General features: G+C 40.4%; 14 protein-coding genes. 3 read left to right on the top strand and 11 right to left on the bottom strand.

What is annotated here, in order from left to right:
- Positions 1-6: 6 nt before the first annotated feature.
- Positions 7-1,260 carry a diaminopimelate decarboxylase gene (locus tag ADH51_RS00970; protein ID WP_037610660.1) on the bottom strand — a complete coding sequence of 418 codons (1,254 nt, stop codon included), beginning with the start codon at positions 1,258-1,260 and terminating at the stop codon, positions 7-9.
- Positions 1,261-1,396: 136 nt separating this feature from the next.
- Between ADH51_RS00970 and ADH51_RS00975 the strand changes: the two genes are divergently transcribed.
- Positions 1,397-2,533, top strand: coding sequence for a DUF5105 domain-containing protein (locus ADH51_RS00975; protein ID WP_048673901.1), 1,137 nt, complete (start codon positions 1,397-1,399; stop codon positions 2,531-2,533).
- 36 nt (positions 2,534-2,569) lie between these two features.
- Here ADH51_RS00975 and ADH51_RS00980 read toward each other — a convergent pair whose 3' ends face one another.
- From ADH51_RS00980 to ADH51_RS00990, 3 genes are all read right to left on the bottom strand, one after another.
- Positions 2,570-3,259, bottom strand: coding sequence for a Bax inhibitor-1/YccA family protein (locus tag ADH51_RS00980; RefSeq protein ID WP_038675272.1), 690 nt, complete (start codon positions 3,257-3,259; stop codon positions 2,570-2,572).
- 23 nt (positions 3,260-3,282) lie between these two features.
- Positions 3,283-3,786 (bottom strand): HD domain-containing protein, encoded by a 504-nt coding sequence (locus tag ADH51_RS00985; protein WP_002883682.1) that lies wholly within the window; start codon positions 3,784-3,786, stop codon positions 3,283-3,285.
- 101 nt (positions 3,787-3,887) lie between these two features.
- Positions 3,888-4,625, bottom strand: a complete 738-nt coding sequence (locus tag ADH51_RS00990) for a TrmH family RNA methyltransferase (protein WP_038675270.1) — start codon at positions 4,623-4,625, stop codon at positions 3,888-3,890.
- Positions 4,626-4,727: 102 nt separating this feature from the next.
- Between ADH51_RS00990 and ADH51_RS00995 the strand changes: the two genes are divergently transcribed.
- Together ADH51_RS00995 and yidC are read left to right on the top strand one after the other, a co-directional pair.
- Positions 4,728-5,006 carry an acylphosphatase gene (locus ADH51_RS00995; RefSeq protein ID WP_002886522.1) on the top strand — a complete coding sequence of 93 codons (279 nt, stop codon included), beginning with the start codon at positions 4,728-4,730 and terminating at the stop codon, positions 5,004-5,006.
- An 86-nt stretch (positions 5,007-5,092) separates the two neighbouring features.
- The gene (gene yidC / locus ADH51_RS01000) at positions 5,093-6,010 is read left to right on the top strand and encodes a membrane protein insertase YidC (RefSeq protein WP_002886520.1); all 918 of its coding nucleotides are present in this window, start codon (positions 5,093-5,095) and stop codon (positions 6,008-6,010) included.
- Positions 6,011-6,177: 167 nt separating this feature from the next.
- Here the strand turns inward: yidC and greA are convergent, their stop codons facing one another.
- The 7 genes from greA to ADH51_RS01035 form a co-directional block, all read right to left on the bottom strand.
- A complete protein-coding gene (gene greA, locus ADH51_RS01005; RefSeq protein WP_002883697.1) occupies positions 6,178-6,660 on the bottom strand; it encodes a transcription elongation factor GreA in 483 nt (160 codons plus the stop codon).
- Between the two features lie 84 nt (positions 6,661-6,744).
- Positions 6,745-8,721: an endolytic transglycosylase MltG gene (gene mltG, locus ADH51_RS01010; protein ID WP_048673903.1), complete on the bottom strand. Its 1,977-nt coding sequence runs from the start codon at positions 8,719-8,721 to the stop codon at positions 6,745-6,747.
- A 96-nt stretch (positions 8,722-8,817) separates the two neighbouring features.
- A complete protein-coding gene (locus tag ADH51_RS01015) occupies positions 8,818-9,312 on the bottom strand; it encodes a GNAT family N-acetyltransferase (RefSeq protein WP_048673905.1) in 495 nt (164 codons plus the stop codon).
- A gap of 59 nt (positions 9,313-9,371) precedes the next feature.
- Positions 9,372-10,700: a UDP-N-acetylmuramate--L-alanine ligase gene (murC, locus tag ADH51_RS01020; RefSeq protein WP_048673907.1), complete on the bottom strand. Its 1,329-nt coding sequence runs from the start codon at positions 10,698-10,700 to the stop codon at positions 9,372-9,374.
- Between the two features lie 26 nt (positions 10,701-10,726).
- Positions 10,727-11,443, bottom strand: a complete 717-nt coding sequence (locus tag ADH51_RS01025; RefSeq protein WP_037598958.1) for a hypothetical protein — start codon at positions 11,441-11,443, stop codon at positions 10,727-10,729.
- Between the two features lie 155 nt (positions 11,444-11,598).
- Entirely contained in the window at positions 11,599-14,694 is a 3,096-nt protein-coding gene (locus tag ADH51_RS01030) for a DEAD/DEAH box helicase (RefSeq protein WP_048673909.1), read from the bottom strand.
- 115 nt (positions 14,695-14,809) lie between these two features.
- Positions 14,810-16,816 carry a cell division site-positioning protein MapZ family protein gene (locus tag ADH51_RS01035; RefSeq protein ID WP_048673910.1) on the bottom strand — a complete coding sequence of 669 codons (2,007 nt, stop codon included), beginning with the start codon at positions 16,814-16,816 and terminating at the stop codon, positions 14,810-14,812.

Genomic DNA, 16,816 nt, shown 5'->3' on the forward strand with positions numbered 1-16,816 from the left:
TTTTTGTTAAATATCAAAATCAAAACCATCAAGAGTGGCAAAGTAATCATTCATCGTCTCTGCACGACGAATCATACGAGCTGTGCCATCTTCTTGGTAGAGAATTTCTGCAGAACGAAGACGTCCATTATAGTTGTAACCCATTGAGAAACCATGAGCACCTGTGTCGTGGATAACCAATGTATCTCCAATACGAGCTTCTGGCAATTCACGGTTCTTAGCAAACTTATCATTATTTTCACAAAGTGAACCTGTCACATCAACTACTTGAATGTCACCATCTGGATTAGTCATATTCGTTATGTGGTGGTAGGCATCGTACATAGCTGGACGAAGCAAGTTAACCGCAGAAGCATCTACACCAACATAGCGACGATAAGTGTCCTTAATATGAAGAACCTTAGTCACGACAAGGCCATGAGGTGCTGTCATGAAACGCCCAAGTTCAGTGTAAATACTAATGTGTCCAAGACCATTCGGAACAAGGATTTCATCAAATTTAGCATGAACGCCTTCACCGATAACGGCAATATCATTTTGTTTATTGGCTGGTGTGTAGTCCACTCCAACACCACCTGATAAGTTGATAAAGTCAAGACTAACACCAAGTTCATTCTTGATTTCTACCGCCAATTCAAACAGTTGAGCAGCCAAGGTTGGGTAATACTCATTCGTTACTGTATTTGACGCTAAGAAAGCATGCAAACCGAATGATTTCACTCCTTTTTCTTTAAGGTAGGCATAGCCTTTGAAGAGCTGTTCCTTAGTCATCCCAAATTTTGATTCTTCAGGATGATCCATGATATCAGTACCGAGAGAGAAGACGCCCCCTGGGTTAAAGCGCAAAGAAAGGGTTTCAGGAAGTCCTGCAGCCTCTTCCAAGAAAAAGATATCTTCGTAAGCATCAAGGTTAATTGTCGCATTAATATCACGAGCGTAAACAAACTCTTCTGCACGTGTATCATTAGACGTAAAGCTAATGGCACTACTATCAAAACCAATTTTCTTACTCATGACAAGCTCTGTATCGGTCGCACAATCGACACCACACCCTTCTTCCTTCAAGATTTTGAGGATTGCTGGATTAGGTGTAGCTTTTACAGCAAAGAATTCTTTAAAACCTGGATTCCACGAAAAGGCTGCGTTAACTGCACGCGCTGTTTCACGAATACCTTTTTCATCGTAAATATGGAAAGGTGTTGGAAATTCTCCAGTGATTTGTTCAAGTTTATCAGCCGTAATAAAAGGTGTTTTTGTCATTTGATTCTCCATTTTTTACAATAGTAATCCTATTATAGCATAAGAAAAGGCTTGAAACCCAATTTTCTAATAATCTCAAGGCATATTTCATGATACAATAGACCTATAACCTAAATAAAATAATGGGGGATTATTTATGAAAAAATATCTTTACTCTGGGGCTCTTGCTCTAGCAGCCATCTTAACGCTCTCAGCATGTGCCAAACCAAAACTTGATGCCAAGCTTTCTGTTAACGATATTGTCTATATGTCAGGAAGCGACCTCAAGCTCAAGGATGACCAAACCCTAGTCGAAGTTTCATTCAAACTCGAGAATACTTCGGAAGATATGGAAAATGAGCTCAAAACATCTGCTAAACAATTCTACCTCAAAGATAAAGATGGTAAAAAAGTCACAGCAAGCAAGCTCGATAAGGGCGACCTACCTACTCTCTTCAATAAAAATAAGAACGTAGAGGACGCTACAGATGACTTTGGGAAGCTTGAAGCTGACGACTACAAGACTGTCTCCCTCTTTTTCGAAGTTAACAACGACGAAAGCTATAAACTCTATTTTGAATCAAAAGATGAGAAAACAGAGGGACAAACAGTTTCTACTAACCTAAAAGATTTCGATGGTAAAACAACTACCAATGTTAAAAAGGCTATTGACGCTTATTTCAACGCAGTTCTTCTAGGTGGTGAAAGCAAAGACTACAGTAAATTTGTTTCTAACGACTTGGATAAAGCCAAGGGTGAACTTAACCAATATTTCTCAGATAGCCTTCAATACAGCTATGATGATACTGATCATATCAAACCAACCGGTGATGAAATTCCAAAAGTTTTTGGTTGGGTCCAAACTGCTAACCGTGAACGCGGTAGCTACACTGTTGATAACATTATCGTCGCTAAAGATAAAGCAGAGTTTAACGTCAGCATGTCAACTATCAGTATGAAAGCTGCAGACGATGCCTATGGTGCTAATCACCCAAATCTCACAGATGACCTTAAAAACTACCTACAAAGCAATGGTGCTAACGCTGGAAATGTCGACCAACTAACAAGACAATACTACATGGAAACTTACCTACCGAATTCAATCAAAGAAGTAAGCCCATCAGCACCAAAGACAGAAGGAACAAATATTTTTGATAATTACTCAGTCGAGCTTACTAAAAAAGACGACAAGTGGGCCTTCCCAGATAAAGATAGCTATGTCGGAAAATGGGAGTACTATCCACTCTTCTACGCTTACACAGGTCAGCAAGGGACAATTACAAAAAACTATTAGACATTAAAAAAATCAGCCATCTGGCTGATTTTTTTACTAATTACGTCTAGCAAAGAGTCGCAAGATATTCAAGAATAAGTTAATGAAATCCAAGTAAAGACTAAGTGCCATAGAAACTGCCCATCCATCTGTGACTTGACCATTGGCACCGTAGTAAACCTTTTTAATCAACTGGTTATCGTAGGCAATTAAACCAGAGAAAATAAGAATTGATACAATACTAATCACAAAACTCATCATGCTACTTGCAAAGAAAATATTAATCAAGCTAGCCACAATAATCCCAATCAAGGCTGCCATAAGGAACTTAGCCATGCCTGATAGATCTCGCTTAATGCTAACTCCGATAAGGGCCATGATAAAGAAAACAATGGCAGTGCTAAGGAAGGCTTGAAAAACTATGGCTTGCGTGTATTGAACGATGATAAAACTAAGTGTAAATCCATTCAAAGCGGAATAAACCAAAAATAAAGGTAGGGCTGCAGGTGTATTTCTTCGTGCAGCACCGCTAGCCAAAAAGACCAAACCAAACTCTAAAAAGAGGGCTGCCATGTAAACCCAAGAATGATTCATGAGAATATTGACAAAAACATGTGAGAGAGGAAAGAGCATCAGATAAGAAATGACTGCTGAAAGTCCCACTCCTATACCGACAAGGCCATAAATCTTTCCGAAAAAGCGGCTTAAGCCCGCATCACTAGTCGTATAAATTGCATTTGATTCCATAGTTATCTCCTAAAAATAATGAATTATTGGTGGTGGCTTTGTAGGGTCTTACGACGGAAAAACTTACGATTTTTAATTCGGTTTCGTAAGGGTGTCGCCGCTTCTTTAACCGCCCAATACTTATCCACCATCGTAACAATATAAGATTCCTTATACTTCGGCGGTGCAATCGTTGCTCCCCACATATGCTTGAGGATAATATCCTCTTCTTTTTTGTTTAGATTAACAAGCTTTCTGGCATTACGAACAGCAATACGTGGGTGTACCCAAGCATGACTCTTATTAAATTTAGTTACTCGCCAATCATAATAGAAAAAATCATGTAAGAGACCGCCTCGAGCAGTACTCTTGGCATCCCAGCCAAATTTTTTAGCAATCTTATAGCTGGTGTAACTAACATTAACCGAGTGTTCTAAACGTGTCGAATGATGGTGCTGTACAATCCCATCCAATTTTTGAAAACGTGGGTGTGAAATCAAATGTCCCACAACTTCCATGAATTCTTTATCATCTTCTGGTCGTTTCATAATAATACCTCATTAATGTTTCTAATGCTTCTTCATTATACCACTAGTGCTTAAAATTACTTTAAAAGTCAGTTGTTTTCTCCTAAAATCATCCTTGAGACCTAGAGACTAAACATGAGAATTCCTGCTGCAACAGCAACATTCAGACTCTCCGCCTGACCTGGCATGCTAATATGTACGAGTTGATCAGCAGACTCAGCCATATCCTGACTAATTCCCTGACCTTCATTTCCCATCACTAAGGCAAAATTGCCATCTGTCTTAACTGCTTTATAGTCAACAGAAATATCTGAGAGAGTCGTTGCCAAAACAGGTACCCCTTGCTTTTTGCAAGCCTCAACCATGTCAAGAATAGGTCCACGATAGATTGGAAGATGGAAATGACTTCCCTGCATAGAACGCAAGGTCTTCTGATTATAAATATCAGCTGATTTATCTGACAAAAAGACTCCGTCATAACCTGCGGCATCCGCTGTGCGAATCATTGTTCCTACATTGCCAGGATCCTGAACATCCTCCAAGAGAAGATACTTCCCTGAGAGAGATTCTGGCAAGGCTTGAGATTGTTTAGCAACTTCTGCCACAATCCCTTGGGGGGTCTGGGTTTCACAGAGCTCCTTGAGCACCTCTGGACTAACCAACTTCACCTTAACCATATTAGCCACACGATTAGCCATTTCCTCAAGCACGAAAACTTGAAGAATATCGGCACCACTTGCCTTTGCTTCCTCAAAAAGATGCCATCCTTCTAAAAGATAGCTAGTTTTACGGTGCTTGCGCTGCAATAATTTTCTAGCAGATTTAATGCTAGCATTTTGCTTTGATTGAATGATTTCCATACACTCATTATAGCAGAAATTCCTTGATAAATCTTGGACTTGACCGACTTTATAGCAAGGATTATACTAAAGGAAAGAGCTTTCAAAAGGAGGTCGTGGACCATGCAAAAAGTAAGATTATTAGTCTCAGGAAGAGTCCAAGGTGTTGGTTTTCGTTATTCAACCTATGCTCTAGCACTAGATATTGGAGATATATACGGTCGGGTTTGGAATAATGACGACGGAACTGTTGAAATCCTAGCTCAGTCAGAAAATCCTGCTAAGTTAGCTAAATTTATTCAAGAAGTTCGAAAAGGACCTTCAAAATGGTCTAAAGTAACCTATGTCGATGTGACCATGGCAAACTTCTCAAATTACAGCGATTTTCGGATGGCTAATTAAGAGGAAGCCACCGTTTTTAGCTTGTTCTCTTTCTTAAAAAAAGGTAAAATAGACAAGTATAACTAAAAAACAAAAGGAATGATATTGTGAATAAAAATCAAAAACGTCTAGCCCTGATGGGGCTTGCTGCCAGCATGCTACTCTTCCTATCAGGATGTGTGAGCCTTGATAAGTCTGGTAATCCTACTGGTTGGGTCTGGAACCTCCTTGGTCGCCCTATGAGCCACGTCATCACCTACTTCGCAGATAATCTTGGTCTCGGCTTTGGTCTTGGTATTATCTTTGTTACCATCATTGTTCGTTTGATTATCTTGCCACTTGGTCTTCACCAATCTCGTAGCGCAGCCTACCAATCAGCAAAACGTGAATACCTTGCGCCTATCTTGGAACCAATCAACGAACGTTTGCGTAACGCTGAAACTCAAGAAGAAAAAATGGCTGCCCAGTCTGAACTCATGCAAGCTCAGCGTGAAAACGGTCTAAGCTTGATGGGTGGTGTCGGCTGTCTTCCTCTATTAATTCAGTTCCCATTCTTCTCAGCACTCTACTACGCAGCACGTTACACTCCTGGTGTACTTCAAGATAACTTCCTCTGGTTTAACCTTGGTCACCGTGACTTCCCATTGATTATCATCATCGCAGCTCTTTACTACTTCCAATCTTGGTTGTCTATTCAACAAGTTCCTGAAGAGCAACGTAAACAAATGGCAGCGACGATGTACAGTATGCCGATCATGATGATTTTCTTTGGTATTAGCTCACCTGCAGCCGTAATCCTCTACTGGTTCGTTGGTGGTATCTTCTCTATTATCCAACAGTTGATTACCAACTACATCATCAAACCTCGCTTGAAAGAAAAAGTGGCTGAAGAGTTCAAAAAGAACCCTCCAAAAGCACCTCGTACAACACCAATCAAGCGTAAAGATGTAACACCAAAAAATACTCAAGCAATTGCAAGTAAACCAAAGAAAAACCGTAACGCCGGTAAGCAAAATCGTAAATAAGCTACAAAGCACTCTTGGTATTTGCCAAGAGTGCTTTTCTTATAGATTAATTCAGACCAGCCTAACTCCTAATAGCGCCGGTAACCAAAAAGGGAGTGAGACAGAACAACTGTTTTGTCTCACTCCCACTAGTTTCAAATATTGGACACCTTAATGCCAACAGTCACTTAGGCTGTTTTTTCTACACTAAGGATTTCTACAGAGTAGCTACCTGCTGGTGATTCGATAGCGACTTTGTCGCCAACTTTCTTACCAATCAAGGCTTGAGCAATTGGGCTTTCATTTGAAATCTTACCTGAAAAGATGTCAGCACCGGCTGCACCAACGATATGATAAGTATCTTTGTCGTTTGTACCAACTTCTTGAACAACAACAGTTTTACCAATTGCAACCTCGTCATTAGCAACAGCATCACTATCAACGATTTCTGCATAACGAATTTTTGTTTCAAGAATCTGAATTTGTCCTTCAACAAAGGCTTGCTCGTCTTTGGCTGCTTCATACTCAGAGTTTTCTGAAAGGTCACCATAAGAACGTGCAATCTTAATACGTTCTACAACTTCTGGACGACGGACGAGTTTGTACTCCTCCAATTCCGCTTCAAGTTGTTCTTTCTCTGCTTGTGTCATTACATATGTTTTTTCTGCCATTTTTTTCTCTTTTCTATTTTTTGAGCCGTTGGCTGTATCGTTAGAATCACTATTCGTTTGCTTGATTTTAACTAGCCAATCAGACTATTTATCTTTTAGTTTGCTGTTAATGTAAGTTTCAACGTTATGCTGATGCTCTTCATAGCTTTCAGCAAAATAGACATTACCAGTGGTTACATCTGCCACAAAGTACATGTACTTGGTAGATGATGGATTGATAACCGCTTCAATCGCAGACAGACTAGGACTGTCCACAGGACCTGGCATCAACCCCTTATGAACATAATCATTATAAGGGGAGTCAATGTTTGTGTCAATAGTTGCATCTTCTTTCAAGGTCGTTTCCTGACCAAGTTTTCCAAGAGCATAAAGAACTGCGATATTACTTTGTAGAGCCATGTCTGAGTTTAGACGATTATAGAAGACGCTCGCAATATTTTTACGGTCGTCATCTGTAGCCCCTTCTTTTTCAACAAGAGAAGCTAGGGTCAAAATCTCATTAACATTGTGTCCACTAGATGAAATCGTCGCATAGTAAGGTGATAGGTAGGTATCCATCGTTGACAACATTTCCTCTGCCAAAGACTCCACCGTCGTATCATCATGAATGTTATAAGTCGCTGGGAACAGATAACCCTCTAGGACATACTTAGCATCCGTAGAATTCGGAAGGTTTGCCAACAAGGTTGGGTACTTCGCTTTCATCTTAGTAATGAAAGCATCATCCTTCATCAATTTCAAGAAATCTTTCGCCTTAAGTCCAGTTGATGTTTTTTTGCCTTTTTTAGCTGACGAATTAACCTCAACTGCCTTGGCAATTTGATCGATGGTATATCCTTCTTTGACTAAGACCGTACCAAGAGATGGCTCCTGAGGTTTATCACTACCTTTTTTCTGAAGTGCCTCAATAATTTCATCCATGGTCATGCTAGCCTGAAGGTTGTAGTAACCACTTTTCAGATTTGAGATGTTTTTAAACTTGGTATAGTAATTAAAGACCTTACCAGACTTAATAACACCAGCTGATTCCAAGAGTTGGCCGATATAACTGCTACCTGAATTTTCAGGGATTTCAACACTAACAAACTTAGTTGAATTAACATCTTTTGCGCCAACAGCATCACTAACATAGCGATAACCAAAGAATGTAGCTACTGACAAGATAAGTAGCAAGAAGATGATAATGTTTCTTGCAATTTTACCAGCACGACGGTTATTTTTATTGCGTTTGTGATTTCGGTTAGAACGTGAAATCGGCTCTTCGTCGACAATGTCAGCCTGTTTACCATCTTTTGGCGAAGACTTTTTCTTCTTCACTTTCTTACCTTTCTTTTTCTTAGGCTTTCCAGAGGGTTCTAGAGAAATACTCTCATCATCCTCATTACCATCAGCTACTAGCTCTGATTGAACCTTTTCTTGCGACGCTTGGTCACTTGTTGCATGATGTTCCTGCAAGAATGCTTCGTTTTGACGTTCTGAGGTCAATTTGGCCTCCAATTCTTTAGGGTCTGTATAAATAGCTTCGTTAGACTTAGCTTCAATGAGCTCCTTAGCCACATCTGCAGGAATATACTCCTCTTCAGATGCTTCATTAAGGCTAGTTTCCCAAACTGGACGTTTAAAACGGCGTTTCGACGTTTCAGTCTCCTGAGGAATATTTACCTTTGTCTCCTCCTCAATTGGCTCTTTAGGAATAGACGCTAGGTTTGAATGAGCATCAGATACTAAAGACTCCGCTTGAGAATCTGAAAACAAGCCAAGACTATCTTGTTGAGAATCTCGGGCTGTCTCAGAAGTCATAGATTTAGCAAAGGCACTGTGAGAAACAGAATGTGAACTAAAATCTTGGTTACTTACTTTATTAGACGCTGAATAACTACGAGTTGTAGCGCTCTCAGCTGACGTTGAAAGTGGTGTCTCGGGCATAGTTGCACTTTTATTATGCTCCTCCTCACGAAGAGAACGGAGCCGTGTCGCTTCTTGTAAGTCTCGGAGAATCTGATCTTTGAAGCTTAGGCTATCTTCAGAAGCTTCCGAGTGTTCATTAAACTTGTCCGTCAAGGCATACCTCCTCTATAGTAACAAACGCCATTATATCTTAAAAAGTCAGTTAATGCAAATCAATTGGTCCTTTGTTACAGTAACGTAACACTGAAATCAATGGGTTTCTGGGTTCTCCCAGACCATATTATACCAAGAGCTTCCACCATGATTTGATTCAGATTCTCCCTCATCAGTGAAACCATTCATCTCATAGTAAGCAATCAAGTAATCATGACAAGTCAAACTAATACCTTGGCGTTTTTGGGCGATAGCCAGATCCTTAAGCGCTGCAATCAAGGCTGTCCCAATCCCTTGCCCTTTAAAATCTTTGGAGATAGACAAACTAGTAACTGCAATAAAGCCTCCTTGACTAGCATTAGGAACCACCTTATGGAACAAGTCATCTGTAAGATAACGTTCCGCAATCACAGGCCCTTCAATGTAGCCAGCTACAACGCCATCAATTTCAGCAATGAGAAAGGTATCACAAATCGTCTTTAAACGCTCCGCAATAGCCTCTGGAGTTGCAGCCTCTTCAGGTGAAAAATTATCTTGTTCGATACGGACAACATCAGCCCAATCATCCTCTCGGGCATGTCGAATAAGCATATTAAATTCCTTTCTATTAAGAGAAAGAGCTGAGCGAAATCGCTACAGCCCTTAATATATTACATGTGTGTTTGCAAGCTTGCTAGGAGCTCTTCAAACGAGCGTTCGTAAAGTTGGATGTCCCCAGCTCCCATAAAGACATAAACAGCATTGTCATGGTCAAGGAGAGGTGAGACATTTTCAACTGTAACCACTTTGGCCGGTTTATTGATCTTAGCAGAAAGATCTTCAACCTTAACATCACCATGGTCAACTTCACGCGCTGAACCATAAATTTGCGCCAAATAAACAGCATCTGCTTCGTTCAAAGCTTCAGCAAATTCATCAAGAAGAGCAATAGTACGTGTGAAGGTATGTGGTTGGAAAATAGCAACAATCTCTTTAGATGGGTACTTTTGGCGTGCTGCATCAAGCGTTGCAATAATTTCAGTTGGATGGTGAGCAAAGTCATCGATGACAACAGTACCACTGATAATTTTTTCTGTGAAACGACGTTTAACACCTGAGAAAGTTTTAAGGTGTTCTGCAACCAAATCCATGTCGAAACCAGCTACATAGAGGGTCCCAATAACCGCAGTTGCATTCAAGATATTGTGACGACCATAGGCTGGCACATGGAATTCTCCAAGAATTTGTCCATCGTGTTTTACCTTGAAATTAGACCCTGTCGTTGTACGAACAATGTCTGTTGCCATAAAGTCATCATTTTCTTCGAAACCGTAGTAATAGATTGGCGCATTGGCTGTAATCTTACGAAGGTGTGGATCCTCACCGTAAACAAAGAGTCCTTTTTGCACTTGCTTAGCATAATCATCAAAGGCAGAGAACACATCATCGATACTTGTAAAGTAATCAGGATGGTCAAAGTCAATGTTAGTGATGATTGAGTATGCTGGGTGATATGGCATGAAATGACGTTCATATTCATCAGACTCAAAGACAAAGTATTGTGCATTAGCAGAACCTCGACCAGTTCCGTCACCGATAAGGTATGACGTGTCTGTGATATTTTTCATAACATGTGACAAGAGACCTGTTGTAGAAGTCTTACCATGTGCACCTGCCACACCAAAGCTAGTGAATTGATCCATGAAGTGACCCAAGAACTCGTGATAACGCTTAAAGCTGTAGCCATTTTTAATCGCATAAGCAACTTCAACGTTGTTGTCTTCACGAAAGGCATTTCCAGCAATCAATTCAACATCTTCTGTGATGTTTTTTTCATCGAAAGGAAGGATAGGAATACCTGCTTGCTCAAGACCACGTTGTGTGAAGTAATATTTTTCCACATCTGAACCTTGAACCTTGTGTCCCATTTGGTGGAGCATCAAAGCCAAAGCTGACATACCAGATCCTTTAATTCCAATAAAATGATAAGTTTTTGACATAGTTTCTCCTTACAATCGCACTGCGATTAGTTTGCGTCTTCTAAATGCGTCAAATTTAATTCTTGAGCAACTCTGTGTTCACGGTAAGTTTGACGTTCTGGGTAATTATAAACCTGGCTACGTTTCAAGAAGTCATAGCTATTTTTCTTGACCTTCTTACGAGATGGGTTACTAGGCTGTTGATAGGTTGGAGCCACTTCTGCCAAGATGTAAGAATCCTGTTGCAGACGATTTGCCAAGTGATGGATTTTTGAGTGTTTCCCGTTAGGTGCTAAAGTTCGCTTGATAGCACTTACAGGAGCTCCCAAGATAGATGCTGTCACTGGCCCTTTATCCGTTGTTACAGCAGCTGGCTCAACAGTAGCCTCAAAGCTTGGCTTAGCTTCTACCTTAGGCTTAGCAGTTAGTTGACGGCTATTAGTATGTTTGGTTTGTTGAACTTCTTGGCGGAGGAATTTTTGGCGTTTCTCACGGACATCACGCTTAGCCTTTTCACGGGCTTCCTCTGCATAAGTCATGCCAGCTTCTTGAGTCTCCACTCGTTTTGAAGCCTGCTTACGATTGCTAGGCTTAGCTGACAAGAAATCATAGTTCGGCAACAAATCATTGTAGTCCTTATCTTGGTAAGGGCCACGGATATTTGTGATTAAATCTTCATTTTCATATAGGCGCATAGAGACCGGTTCTTGCAAGCAAGATTCCCCGTCTGGAATCAGCGGAAATTGTCGTCTTTGGCGATGCATAAAAGACTTCCTTTCGTTTTCGAGATGATGCGTATCTTAATATAAACAATCGGGAATGGGAAGATACGTCTTGCAGTATTCTATTATAGCCTAATTCAAAAGATTTGCCTAGTAGCATTTTCACGTATTAGTATTCCAATATCAAATATAACAAATTAAGATATTGCAATACCAAGAATTTCTTTAATGTCCTCAACAGTCATGCTGGCACGGCTTTCATTGCCATCCAGGACAGTTGTCACCAGGTTCTTCTTGCCTTCTTGAAGCTCAAGAATTTTCTCTTCAATAGTTCCTCTTGTAATCAAACGGTAAACTTCGACATTTTGTTCCTGACCTATACGATGCGCACGACTAATAGCCTGCATTTCTACCGCTGGATTCCACCAAAGGTCAATCAGAATAACCGTATCAGCACCAGTTAGATTCAGTCCCACTCCTCCTGCTTTTAGAGAAATCAAAAAGGCATCTCGACTTCCTTGATTGAAGGCTCTGGTCATCTCTTGACGACTATCAGATGGCGTTGACCCTGTTAGCTTATAAGAGGAAATACCTAATTCTTGTAAGAGCCCCTCTGTAATATCTAACATCCCACGAAATTGTGAAAATATAAGAACACGGTGATCTGATTCCTTAATTTGACTAAGCAACTCTCTTAGGCTATCTAATTTTCCGCTATCTCCAGCATAGTCCATAAAAAGAGCTGGGGTATCACAGATTTGTCGTAAGCGGGTAATTCCTGACAAAATTTCCACCTTACGACGGTTGATTTCCTGATCACTTGCAGAAATTAAACCTTGCTGCATCTGTTGCAATTGCGCTAAATAGATAGCCTTTTGAGCATCTGACAATTCACTTTGGTGAGTGATTTCAATCAAATCTGGTAAATCAGGAAGGACCTCTTCTTTCCTACGTCTTAGAATAAAAGGAGAAATATACCTAGCCACTTCCTTTGGTGTTAACTTAAGGAAAGTTTTCTTAGCCGGTAAAAGTCCTGGTAGAATAATTTGGAAAATAGACCAAATCTCCAACAAATGATTTTCAATAGGCGTTCCAGATAGTGCTAAGCAATGTGGAACAGAAAAATCACGTAGATATTGGGCAATCTTTGTCTGTGTATTCTTCATGACCTGAGCCTCATCGAGAATGAGATAGTCATATTTACCAGCCTTGTAGGCATCAAAATCCTGACGGAAGGAAGCGTAGCTTGTAATAATAATCTGGTGGTCTTCAGCAATGATGTCATCACGTCTTGGCTTGAGTCCATAAGAAACCGCTACATCTAACTGAGGAGCAAACTTTTTAAACTCATCCTGCCAATTATAAATCAGGCTTGATGGTGACAAAACCAAGACTCGTTGCTCTTCTTCTAAATGTGCAGAGAGATAGGCAATGGTCTGCAAGGTTTTCCCCAACCCCATATCATCGGCCAAGATACCGCCAAAACCATAGTGATGCAACATAGATAGCCACTGAACACCCTTTTCCTGGTAGGGACGAAGGTCAGCTTCTACCTTATAAGTTGGCAAATCAAAGGTCTCTGGTTTACTCAAATGTTGCGTTAAGAGTTGGAAATCTTTTGAAAAACGAACAGAATCGCTTTCTGAAAGAACATCCATTAATTGATAGGCAGTCAATTGATTTAGTTCTAGGTGACCTTGCCCTGAATATCGAGCTCTTAGAGTTTTGAGACTCTCACTAATACGATGAGTCGCCTCGTCAAAAACAATCAACTGACCACTACGATTGATAAAATAGGGCGAACTTTCCATCAAAGCTACTAAAGCATGATCCACATCTTCGTCGTCAAGACTTGAAAAATCAAAGGAAATATCTAATAAATTCCCCTGACGCTCTACCTGAACCTGTGGACTCTGTTCAACCCGTAAGTCACGCAACTCCTGCCCAATCAGAACCGTCCCTGTATTTTCAAATTCTGCTAGAGTATTCGTAAAGAAATCATAGAGCTCTTGACTGCTACTTAATCGTTTAGATGACTGAAAATCAGGGGTGAATTCATGCTTAGCCATCAAACGGAAAACAGCCTGCTCATGACGATAGTTACTCGTAAATCCTAAATGACTCAACTCTTGTCGATTATGGACTAGGAAACCATCAAAATCAAAGGCTAATGTAAGTATAACCTCACTGTCACCTTTCAGATCAAAGTGAAATCTCGGTGTGAAATTCTTGATATTAAAGGCTTTAGGAGCTTTAACTGGTCCCATAGTCCTAAAATCAAAAAGACTAGCAGCCAAGATAGCTTGTTCATCAAGATTAAAGCTGACATGCTTATTCAAATCGCTTCCAATTGGAAGAGAGCGTAAACCAACCAAAAGTTTTTGTTGTTTTCGATTCAAGCGATAAAAAACACCTTGATAAAAGAGAATACGATTATTAAAAAAGGCCTGACTATTCTTCTCAGCAACAGTCAATTCAATCATCTTAGGCTCGACAGAAATATCAAACGAGAAGAGATGGGCATCAGCAGTCAAATCCTCAACCAAAAGTCGGTGATATTCGGTTCCTTCCCATTCAAACCTAAAGCCATCCAAATCTTGCATCCGTCTCAAACCTTCCTCAAAAAAACCGTAGGGGAGACAAAGATGACGTGCATTATTCGGTAAAATAAAGTCTAAATTAGTCTTGGCTTCATCTGGAATCATCCGTCCTAAGAAGTCTAAAAATGCCTGTGAAGTCTGGTCAAATTGAATAAGCGATAGGGGTTCATAATAGTTCTTACCTATCTGATAATAACCCTCAGCCTCTACAAGTTTGAGAAAGGCAGGAATATCTCGAATAACATAAGAACGTTCATCTGGTAAGCGACGTAAACGTATACTCCACCAAATCTCTGAACCAAAGGTAGATTCCTCTCCCTCTACCATCAAGCTATATCTAACAGTATCATCCTCATTTAGGGAAAGGCCTTCTAAAAATAAACCACCAAAAGAGTGTCCTCGCTCTTGTCCCTGAGAGGACTCTTGTTCCTCTTCCAATTCTGCCAATAGACGCTGGCCTTCTTTATCGTTTTTTAGATAATACTCAATAGCTGCCAAATGGGGACAATAGCCTTTTTGAGCGAAATAATCACAGTCACACGTGATTTCAGAATCATTGAGTGCATAAATTAAATGATGTTGGTCAACTGTTGTATCCAACTGAGTTTCTGAGACCTGATGAATGGTAATGAGATCCTTTTCAAAAAGTTCAATACCCTCATTACGGACTCTACCCGGCATCAATTTTGCCATAGTATTCACCCCTATCTTATCCCTCTATTATAGCACAAAATCCTTATAAACTAGGCCTTCACCAAGATAAAACAAAAAACACTCCCGAAGGAGTGTCAAGGAGTGTCGCAGATTATTATTCGTAATCAAGTTTATCTGAGTGACCTGAACCATTACCAACATAGTAACCTGTCTTACAGTTAATACTGAAGAGGTAGGTTCCATCTGGAAGGTACAAGTTGTAGTAACCATTACCATTGATGATGTTGACTGGCTCAAGGATGAAGTTATCTCCTGAGAAGTAACCACGTGAGTGTGATGTTTCGATAATCTTTTCAAGAACACCATCAGCCCATGTCCAAGCTGGGTTACTTGTATCTGCTACTACGTTTGCATTATAAGGCACACGTGAGCGATCACGTTGAAGGATTGATGGGTTATAATTTGTGATTCCGCGTGTTACAACTGTTGAAGCTGCAGCTGAGCCACCAGTAGTTCCTCCAGTCGCACCAGTTGAACCTGCTGAACCTGCTGAGTTAGCTGCTCCATTTTGCGCTCCAGAAGTATTGGCTGCGGCCGCACCATCACCATTAGAAGCTGCTCCAGATGTGTTATCACCTGAAGGTGCAGCAGGACTAGCAGTATTGGCGCTGGCAGCAGCTGTCGCTGCAGACGTTGCACTCGCAGCCTTAGCTTTTTCTTCAAGCTGAGTCTTACCACCCTTAATAGCTTCTTGGACAGTGCTGTCGAGACTCGCATTTCCAGTTGTTGTTACACTTTCTGGAAGATTATTAAAGTTGGCATCTGATTTAACAGCGATAGAGGCATTATAGCTACCATCTACCAGAGCATCTGACTCAAACTGACTGTTAATCTTTTGTACAGCTTCAATCTGTTTCTTCAAGTTATCATATTTTTTCTTAGCTGCATCATAATACTTGGTTTTCTCCAATTTCTTGAGCAGTTTTTCCAAATCTGATAACTTACCAAATTGATCATTAGCGAGTTTTGTTTGCTCGTCATCTGTGAAGAAATTCTTATACATTTCTTCAAAGGCCTTATTATCAGCAGCTGACGTATCCTTGCTTGATGATGATGTCACTGCTGAAGAAGCTGTGCTTGTTGTTTTCGCCGATTGGCTATGTGTTCCTTTATAAAGAGCATAGCTACCACCGATAATAGCTAAAGCAAGAACTGCTAGAGCACCGATAACAACACCTTTACGACGGTAAACTGGAATGTCACCATCAAAGGCACTCTTATGCGATGGTGAAATAGACTCTGAAGAGATTCTGTCTTCTGCAGATGGGCGATTAACTGCCATAGACACTTTTGGTGTTGTCTTTTCTTCATCAGCTTTTGCTCCAGTTACCCCTGCTACTGTTGATGCAATAGCTGCCAAATCAATAGTGTCTGAAATAGTAGCATCATCCAACAAAGGTTTTGAAGCTTGTGGCTCAGTATCGTCAATATTGGCAACAGCAGGATTTTGTGGTTCTGGATCATCAATGTTAGCAATCAAAGGATTGTTATCATCAATATTATCTACCAATGCATCGTTATAGGCTGGCGTTGGCTGATTAGTTGAAGTAGCTGAATCTGCAAGTGCATCACCAAGGTCAAATTTTTCTGTTTCTGACGTGATGAAACGATCAGCATTCGTTGACGTAATGATAACTTCAGAACTTTGACTTTCTGGTTCTGCAATAACCTCAGGTTCAACAGGAGCATTTGGCAACTGCTTGTCAATATGAGATTGAGTTTCATCAACCTTGTTATCTGTAGCACCAAAACCAAATGTGACCGGTGTTACTTCTTCAGTAGCTGTTGTTGAGTTGATTGACTCATTAGCCATTGATTGACCAATCAAACCTGAATCCGCAAACTCCTGACGTTGCTTTTGAATAAAAGCATCCAAAGGTGATGTGTCGCCATCAGCTTCAATTTTCTTTGAAAATTTTTGTGAGGCAACTTCTTCGCGATGTTGCTTGATATACTTATCCAAAATGCTATCTGTTTCTGTTACACCAGCATTAATCTCAGCTTCTTTACGGACAGCCTCACCGACTGTCATTTCCTTGGCATCTTGGAAATCTAGCTCTTGGCTACCTTCATAGCCATTTTGTGTTTTATCTTCTGACAC

The organism is Streptococcus sp. 449_SSPC, from assembly GCF_001073005.1.
In the GTDB taxonomy this organism is placed as follows: domain Bacteria; phylum Bacillota; class Bacilli; order Lactobacillales; family Streptococcaceae; genus Streptococcus; species Streptococcus salivarius_F.

Excerpts from the sequence above, each read along its gene's own strand:
- ADH51_RS01030 (WP_048673909.1), bottom strand. The coding sequence starts at position 14,694 with ATGGCAAAATTGATGCCGGGTAGAGTCCGTAATGAGGGTATTGAACTT.
- ADH51_RS01025 (WP_037598958.1), bottom strand. The coding sequence starts at position 11,443 with ATGCATCGCCAAAGACGACAATTTCCGCTGATTCCAGACGGGGAATCT.
- ADH51_RS00980 (WP_038675272.1), bottom strand. The coding sequence starts at position 3,259 with ATGGAATCAAATGCAATTTATACGACTAGTGATGCGGGCTTAAGCCGC.
- greA (WP_002883697.1), bottom strand. The coding sequence starts at position 6,660 with ATGGCAGAAAAAACATATGTAATGACACAAGCAGAGAAAGAACAACTT.
- murC (WP_048673907.1), bottom strand. The coding sequence starts at position 10,700 with ATGTCAAAAACTTATCATTTTATTGGAATTAAAGGATCTGGTATGTCA.
- ADH51_RS00985 (WP_002883682.1), bottom strand. The coding sequence starts at position 3,786 with ATGAAACGACCAGAAGATGATAAAGAATTCATGGAAGTTGTGGGACAT.
- ADH51_RS00995 (WP_002886522.1), top strand. The coding sequence starts at position 4,728 with ATGCAAAAAGTAAGATTATTAGTCTCAGGAAGAGTCCAAGGTGTTGGT.
- ADH51_RS01015 (WP_048673905.1), bottom strand. The coding sequence starts at position 9,312 with ATGCTTATTCGACATGCCCGAGAGGATGATTGGGCTGATGTTGTCCGT.
- ADH51_RS00975 (WP_048673901.1), top strand. The coding sequence starts at position 1,397 with ATGAAAAAATATCTTTACTCTGGGGCTCTTGCTCTAGCAGCCATCTTA.
- ADH51_RS00970 (WP_037610660.1), bottom strand. The coding sequence starts at position 1,260 with ATGACAAAAACACCTTTTATTACGGCTGATAAACTTGAACAAATCACT.
- ADH51_RS00990 (WP_038675270.1), bottom strand. The coding sequence starts at position 4,625 with ATGGAAATCATTCAATCAAAGCAAAATGCTAGCATTAAATCTGCTAGA.